The sequence below is a fragment of the Succinivibrio dextrinosolvens genome (assembly GCF_900116345.1).
Taxonomy (GTDB): Bacteria; Pseudomonadota; Gammaproteobacteria; order Enterobacterales; family Succinivibrionaceae; genus Succinivibrio; species Succinivibrio dextrinosolvens_B.
Genome location: NZ_FPAH01000076.1, coordinates 1 through 6,717 on the forward strand (window position 1 = coordinate 1; position 6,717 = coordinate 6,717).

General features: G+C 33.4%; 5 protein-coding genes and 1 pseudogene. 2 read left to right on the forward strand and 4 right to left on the reverse strand.

The features are described from left to right. Positions 1-449 (forward strand): annotated as a pseudogene (locus BM308_RS13435) (hypothetical protein); the annotation flags it as partial. Between the two features lie 410 nt (positions 450-859). Beyond that, on the forward strand, positions 860-2,974 hold the full coding sequence (locus tag BM308_RS12970; RefSeq protein ID WP_074945787.1) for an acyltransferase family protein: 2,115 nt from the start codon (positions 860-862) through the stop codon (positions 2,972-2,974). Positions 2,975-3,186: 212 nt separating this feature from the next. Here BM308_RS12970 and BM308_RS12975 read toward each other — a convergent pair whose 3' ends face one another. The 4 genes from BM308_RS12975 to BM308_RS13440 all read right to left on the reverse strand — a co-directional run. Beyond that, complete coding sequence (locus BM308_RS12975) at positions 3,187-4,941, reverse strand: DUF262 domain-containing protein (RefSeq protein ID WP_083425598.1); 1,755 nt, start codon at positions 4,939-4,941, stop codon at positions 3,187-3,189. Between the two features lie 234 nt (positions 4,942-5,175). Continuing rightward, complete coding sequence (locus BM308_RS12980) at positions 5,176-5,532, reverse strand: type II toxin-antitoxin system HicB family antitoxin (RefSeq protein WP_074945789.1); 357 nt, start codon at positions 5,530-5,532, stop codon at positions 5,176-5,178. A gap of 6 nt (positions 5,533-5,538) precedes the next feature. Next, entirely contained in the window at positions 5,539-5,787 is a 249-nt protein-coding gene (locus tag BM308_RS12985; RefSeq protein WP_074945791.1) for a type II toxin-antitoxin system HicA family toxin, read from the reverse strand. A 517-nt stretch (positions 5,788-6,304) separates the two neighbouring features. Beyond that, positions 6,305-6,717: hypothetical protein (locus BM308_RS13440; protein ID WP_177214460.1), on the reverse strand; the 413-nt coding region annotated here is incomplete at its 5' end.

Below are 6,717 nucleotides of genomic sequence, written 5' to 3' on the forward strand. Positions count from 1 at the left end.
CAGATATCAGTCTTGATGATTGTGAAATCGTAAGACTATATGCAAGAAGATGGCTTATAGAGACCTGCTTTAGAGCACAGAAACAGTACTTTAAACTTGGGTCTGAAACTTATGCTCGTGACTACGATAATCTCATCTCCTTTGTATCAGTTGCATCAATCAGATTCATCATGATGGAATTCTGGAGAAGGTACGAGGAAGATGAACGTTCATTAGGAGCTCTATTCAGATTTACAAAAGAACAGATACAGGATATACCTTATCAGGCAGCAATAGATTCTCTAATGAGATGCTTCATTTATATTCCAAAGATTTTAGAAGAAGCAAGCCTGCTAAAGAAAGGTTGTCTTGTTAAAGCAGAGCAGATCATAAATGATCTGTTAGGCTCATGGTTTAACGGGATCTGTAACTTCCTTAAGCAGGTAATTCCATTGCCTCTAGCAAGATAATAAATCAATACAAGTTTTTAAAGAGCATCAATCCTAGAGTGGATCTGGATTTACTTAAATTTTTTATCTGGGAAACTCGAGTTATGTAAAAAATAATGGAAATGCTTTAAAAAAAAGCATTTTCAAAAGAAAATGATGAAGTTAAATGGTTGCTAGAGCAACATATAAATCCAGATATAGTATTTGTTGCCTTCCCCCTTAACAAGGTCAACCTGAAAACAAGTAATAGTTTTAGCTGATCAGAGTCCAACAATTGTAAACTAGTAAGTTTACTTAAAATAAATGAGGAAAACTGGTACTCAACCAAGTATAACGACTCTAAAAAGCGCCCCAAATGAGTCGTTAAACGGACACAGGATCACCTAAATCTAACTATATAGAAGATTAGTAAAATATATTTTGAGGACAAAATGACACCAACCCAAAAAACAAGCAATTCTATCCTGACTATTGGAGGAGCTAAACATAATTATCGCCCTGATATTGACGGTCTTAGAGCTATTGCCTGTCTTTCTGTAGTTATTTTTCATGCTTTTCCAAATTATCTGCAGGGTGGTTTTATTGGTGTTGATATTTTCTTTGTTATATCTGGCTTCCTGATATCCTCAATCATATACAAGAATCTGTACAATCAGAATGCGCCTGGTCAGTTGAAAATTGTTGATTTCTATATAAGACGAATCAGAAGAATATTTCCTGCACTGATTACTGTTTTAATATTTTCCCTGATCGTAGGATGGTTCCTGCTGTTACCTGAGGAATACAAATTACTTGGAAAGCATTCTTTTGGAGGCGCTACCTATATAAACAACATTATGCTCTACAATGAGAGCAGTGAATATTTTAATCCAGCTTCCAACAGCAAGGTTCTACTCCATTTATGGTCATTAGGTGTTGAGGAGCAGTTCTATCTGATTTTCCCGCTGTTTCTTTATCTGCTTTACAAATGCAGACTGGATTTTATTCTCAGTTTAACTGTTTTTACAGTTCTCTCCTTCATATTGAACAAAAACGGAATTAAACATGATAATCAGCCATACTCATTCTACTTGCCTTATTGCAGATTCTGGGAACTGAGTATAGGTGCAATGCTGGCCTACATCGTAGGCTATAAGTCAGCCTTCGTCGAAAAAGCAAAACAATTACTTAAGTTACAGAAAATCACCGATTGCATTTTTTTAGCTATCCTGAAAAAAGATTTTCAAGCAGATAAAAAATCAAAAATAATAAAGAATCTGTTTTCACTAATTGGTATTTCTCTGATACTGTTTAGTATATTTAAAGTTAAAAGCGATTTGAATTTTCCAGGATATGTTGCTTTACTGCCAGTATCTGGAGCGCTTTTTATAATTGCGGCAGGATATGACGCGATTATAAATAAATTTATCCTTTCAAACCGTATTATGGTTTTCCTCGGACTAATCAGTTACCCTCTATATCTCTGGCATTGGCCTTTATTGTCTTTTGCCTATATCTGTGAAGGTCAGAGTCCTGACTGGTGGGTAAGATTAACTGCCGTAATAATCGCAATTATTCTATCTGTATTAACCTTCCTGTATATAGAGCCTCGATTAAGATACGGAAAACATTCAAAGAAAAAAGCAGGCTGGCTGTTTGTTACTTTAGCCTGCATAGGTCTTATCGGAATTCGTATTTACTACAGTGACGGCTTTAAATTCAGATTTCCAAATCTGACAGTTTATACAGCACCTGAGGTATCAATTGAAAAATATAAAACCAATCAGGCATTTAGCACAGATGACAAATACATTGATAATTGTAAAGCAGTAATTCCTCACTGGAACGATAATGATCCTCCAACTACATGCGCATGGCAGAAAGGAGAGAACCAAAACAATATAGCTCTCGTAGGCAGTTCTCATGCTGCGCATTTATTCTATGGACTTGTCTCACAATACAAGAACAGCGAAAATGGAGTTGCAGTATTCCCTGTGGGAGGTCAGTCTCCATTCTTTAAACTGAAAAATAATGTTCAGTTCATCATGGACTGGCATAAAATAATTGAGGATGCGTACAACTATATTGAGCAGCATAAAAATCTAAAAGTTATTCTATTGGTTGATCTTTCAAGTGACATTAATAATTATGTCGATCTGGAAAATCCTAATGAAAAAGATGTAACAAAAGCATTTGAAAACAGTATAAGAAGATCATTTGAAAAACTTAAAGACCGTAAGGTTATAGTTGTGCTGGATACTCCATATCTGCCATTTGATCCGACTCTCTGTTATGACAGACCATATACTATTTCAGAAAGAAAGTGCACCTTTAGAAACTCAGAAACCTCTTATATGAGAGATCTTCATAATAAGATTATTAAAAATATAGCGAAAGATTATGAAAATGTTCAGGTTGTAGATCCTGAACCGCTTTTCTGCACCGATGGTATATGTAAATTAAAGAATGGTGATGATGCTCTATACAAAGATCAGGGGCACCTGAGCTATAAAGGCTCTTTATATGTTGGCAAATATCTGAAGGAATATATAGATAAACTGCTTTAAAATGACCTGCATCCTATATTCACAGATAAATTGTATGACCTAGAAACTTAAATGATTAGTTTCTGGGGCCATACTAGTGTGTTGAGGATTGATTGAATTCCATAGTTACACAAAAATGAGCAAAGACAAAGAATGCGATATTTATGCAGAATTTGCAATTCTGAGATTTAAATCTCATTTTATGGGACAAGATTCTAGAAAAATCCGAGAAACTATTTTTTTGAAGATAACTGAGATATCTTCCATATAACTTTTGCACACTTTGCCATTTTCTTTTGACGACTGTTAATAGATGACGGACTCCACTCCTGATAATCGTCTGGTATCACGGAGGTTATCTTAAATCCAGATTTTCTTAGGAGTTCCTTCTTATCTGAGTATGAAGCATTACCAATATCCCTATTATCTGTAGACTTCATTAGTGTCATATTACCAAATCTGTACAGCATAGCCGACATTTCATTAAAACTGAAGTTTCCCCAGTTATCAGGTGCTCTTTGAGGAAGAATGTGTTCAATATTGTATGAGTCGCTTTCATAATCAAAATCATTGCCAGATTCTTGTTTTTCTAAGAGACACAATATATAACGAACAATCTTTTTACATCTAGAATCAGTGGTATTTAAAGACTTTTGAGAAAAATCTGATTCAAAACGCTTATCATCAATATAGATATTATTTAGGAATTGTAAAGTATCTGAAAACTTACTAATGTCTCCATTGCTGATTCTGATTGCAATTTCATTATAGGTCTTCTCAAGTTCACTTGGAGAATAATTACCAACCACATTATAACGTAAAGATATAACCTTGATAGCCTCAAGTAATGAAGTAAAATCCTTTGAAGAAAAGTTTCTTTTCGCAGCTAAAAGAACTGACATTGGCTGACGAACATGGAACATTTTTAAAATAACTGCATTGTCCCTATCTTCTTTACACCAGTCTTCAGCTATTTCTGAGGAGAGTAAGGATAAGTAATTTTCAAGATCTGCTTCCATATCATAAATAAGACCAAAGACAGACTTTTTATCTGTAATATTCTGTTTTATGGTTTTAAATAGTTCAGAATGTCTAGTCAGTTTATGCTTGCTGTTCCAATAAACTCGAAGAAAATTTGGAAATTTTTCTGACTGAAGTCTTCTAATCATATCTTCCCATCTTTCATCAAGAGAGCTTAATTCAGAACTGGAATTTTCATTTCCATCTAAAACAGAAAAAAGATAATTCTTTAAAAGATCGGTTGAAGATAATCTGACGCCTCTTGCATTCAGAGTTTCAAAAACCTTATATGCATTCAGTTCATCTGTAACTGTAATAACTGTAAAAAATAAGATATCGCATATATCTTCTACAAGTTTTGCTAAAGTCTGCCCCATATCTTTGTTAGAGGAAGTTTTAACATAATCCTCGACTCTTTTCTCAAAAAACTCAAAAGAATGTCTTAAAAGATGTTCTGAAGCTCTAAATCCTCTTTGTGGGAGAGGACATTTAAGAGGAACCATATAATTCTGAAAATAATCGTTATTATTACGGTTAAGACTTAGCTTACTTTCAGTTATTAAAGTGATAGGATCCATGTAACCGATGTAGTTCTGCCTTATGGATTCAATTCTTTTTTCATTATTCTCTGCATCAATACCTTTATAGACTAGTAATTGCAGATTTTTTAGGATAGCAAGAATAATAATACTTACTGTTGTAATACGTTGCTGACCATCAATAACAGTAAAATTCTTGTCATCACGAGATTGAAGAACAATATACCCCATATAGTGGGACTCAGGATTGTCTCTATACTCGTTAGAAGCGTCTGACTGCTCTAAACATGAAGTTAAATCTTCCCATAAATCTTCCCACTGTTCGAACTCCCAACTGTAATCTCGCTGAAATCTAGGGATCTTATATGAAAGACCATTAGCAAAAAATTTTCTTACGGTACTGTTTTCTGTTTTGAAATTTGTAGTCATCAGTAACTCCAGATGCAACAGTTAAATATTTTACTCTCTCAACTTTGAAGTTCAGTTTTAACCAATTCAAGTTTATTGTTTGATTTTTGGTGAAAATCGTAATTTAAATAATGTATCTCTACTTTTGCAGTTAATTTTTTACTGAAAAATGTTAAGTAACCCCGATAAACTCGGGAGTAGGCTCTTTAATAATGAACTACATAAGTTTAGTACGTATTAATATCGAACGATAAATCAGATATTCACCTGATTGTTTTCTATATATGAGTTAAATATTTCAGTAACAAGCTTGTTTAAACTAACGCCTCTAACCTTGGCAAAGTAAGAAAGACGATGATGAATCAGAGGAGTAGTCCTAATGTTAAAACTGCCGCTATAAGACTTTTGTGGCTTTTTTCCTAACTCTGCGCAGGTTTGTAAATAATCTTCTACTGCATCCTTAAAATTATTCTCTAATTCATTTATAGTTTCCCCCTCATAGGAAATTAAATCATCGATAAAAAGAAGTTTTCCAAATAAAACCTTATCTTTCAGATTGTACTCAATAGAGCCTAAATAGTTTTTATATTTCAAAAAATTGTCTTTATCCATATTTAGTTAATCCTCGTCACCTAATTTATCTAATATCTGATCAATAACATAGGATTTAATTATATTTCCAGGATGAGGTTTGTGAAAACGGATTATATCTCCACTGTCATTTTTGAATTTTACAGCAGAACCTGTTGTTTTTCCTAATGAATACTCAGTATAACCATAATACTTTAAAATCTGAACCAGTTCGTTATAAGTTAAATCTGAAGGAACCGATCTAAATCTTGTAATGAGTTTTTCTTTTTTTGTCATTTTGCTGTCTTATTGAAACCTTTTACATCTATTTTAATAGATAAATATTATTTTGCAACTATATTTTAGTTACAGACAACTAATTTAGTTTTTTTTTCTTGCTATTCTTAATTCCATGAGCGGACTATATGTATTAACAGGTGCCTGTTTTCCTGTTCGTTTTAACTTTATTGGTTAATCACAACTAAAGTAAATCTCTGGAGAATTCTAGTGAATTTGAAAATTCAAAAGCATCCGATAGACTTTTGGTTTAAGAATCTCAGAGTGTAGAGAATTCGTTGAGAATTAAAAGAGATCCTTCAATTTTTCACTGTTAATAACACCGATCTTATCTTTTTCAAAATACATGTATTCTGTTGAATAATATTCAATATATTTAAAGGTCATACTGAGCAAGATTAATGCTTCTGCTTAGCAGGACCTTACAACAAAATATATTTCTACTACTGCATATATAAAAATTCTGCAGTTTAAGTATTTATCCACTTACAAAGAGTTATAAAAATGATCTAAAAAACTATGAGGCATTTTCTTTTTCAGACCTCTTATAGGCATAAGTTTTTTCTTTTCCTGATGGGGAATTCTCAAGATTCAGTGAGGCAATAAGTCTTCTTGAAATCTTTTCTCTGTGTGGTTTAACACGGTTTAAGAAGCTCATAGTAGCCTTATAGTGTTTTCTGTCATACTTCTCTCGCTTATATCCAGAATCTCCTTCAGGCATCTTAGGAAGGGATGACTTATCAGAAAGCTTAAGGTTATCTCCGTTATAGGCTATCTCATCTGCCGGTGTCGGTATAACCACTGTAGGGTCAGTAACCTTTACATAGTGAGGAACTGAATCTGAGACCTCATTGTTCTTTACAAAGTAGAACTCGGTACCATCGCTCTTTGAGGAATAGATGTGGGTATACAGACCAGGATTAGATATCT

Excerpts from the sequence above, each read along its gene's own strand:
- BM308_RS12980 (WP_074945789.1), bottom strand. The coding sequence starts at position 5,532 with ATGGATAAAGACAATTTTTTGAAATATAAAAACTATTTAGGCTCTATT.
- BM308_RS12985 (WP_074945791.1), bottom strand. The coding sequence starts at position 5,787 with ATGACAAAAAAAGAAAAACTCATTACAAGATTTAGATCGGTTCCTTCA.
- BM308_RS12975 (WP_083425598.1), bottom strand. The coding sequence starts at position 4,941 with ATGACTACAAATTTCAAAACAGAAAACAGTACCGTAAGAAAATTTTTT.
- BM308_RS12970 (WP_074945787.1), top strand. The coding sequence starts at position 860 with ATGACACCAACCCAAAAAACAAGCAATTCTATCCTGACTATTGGAGGA.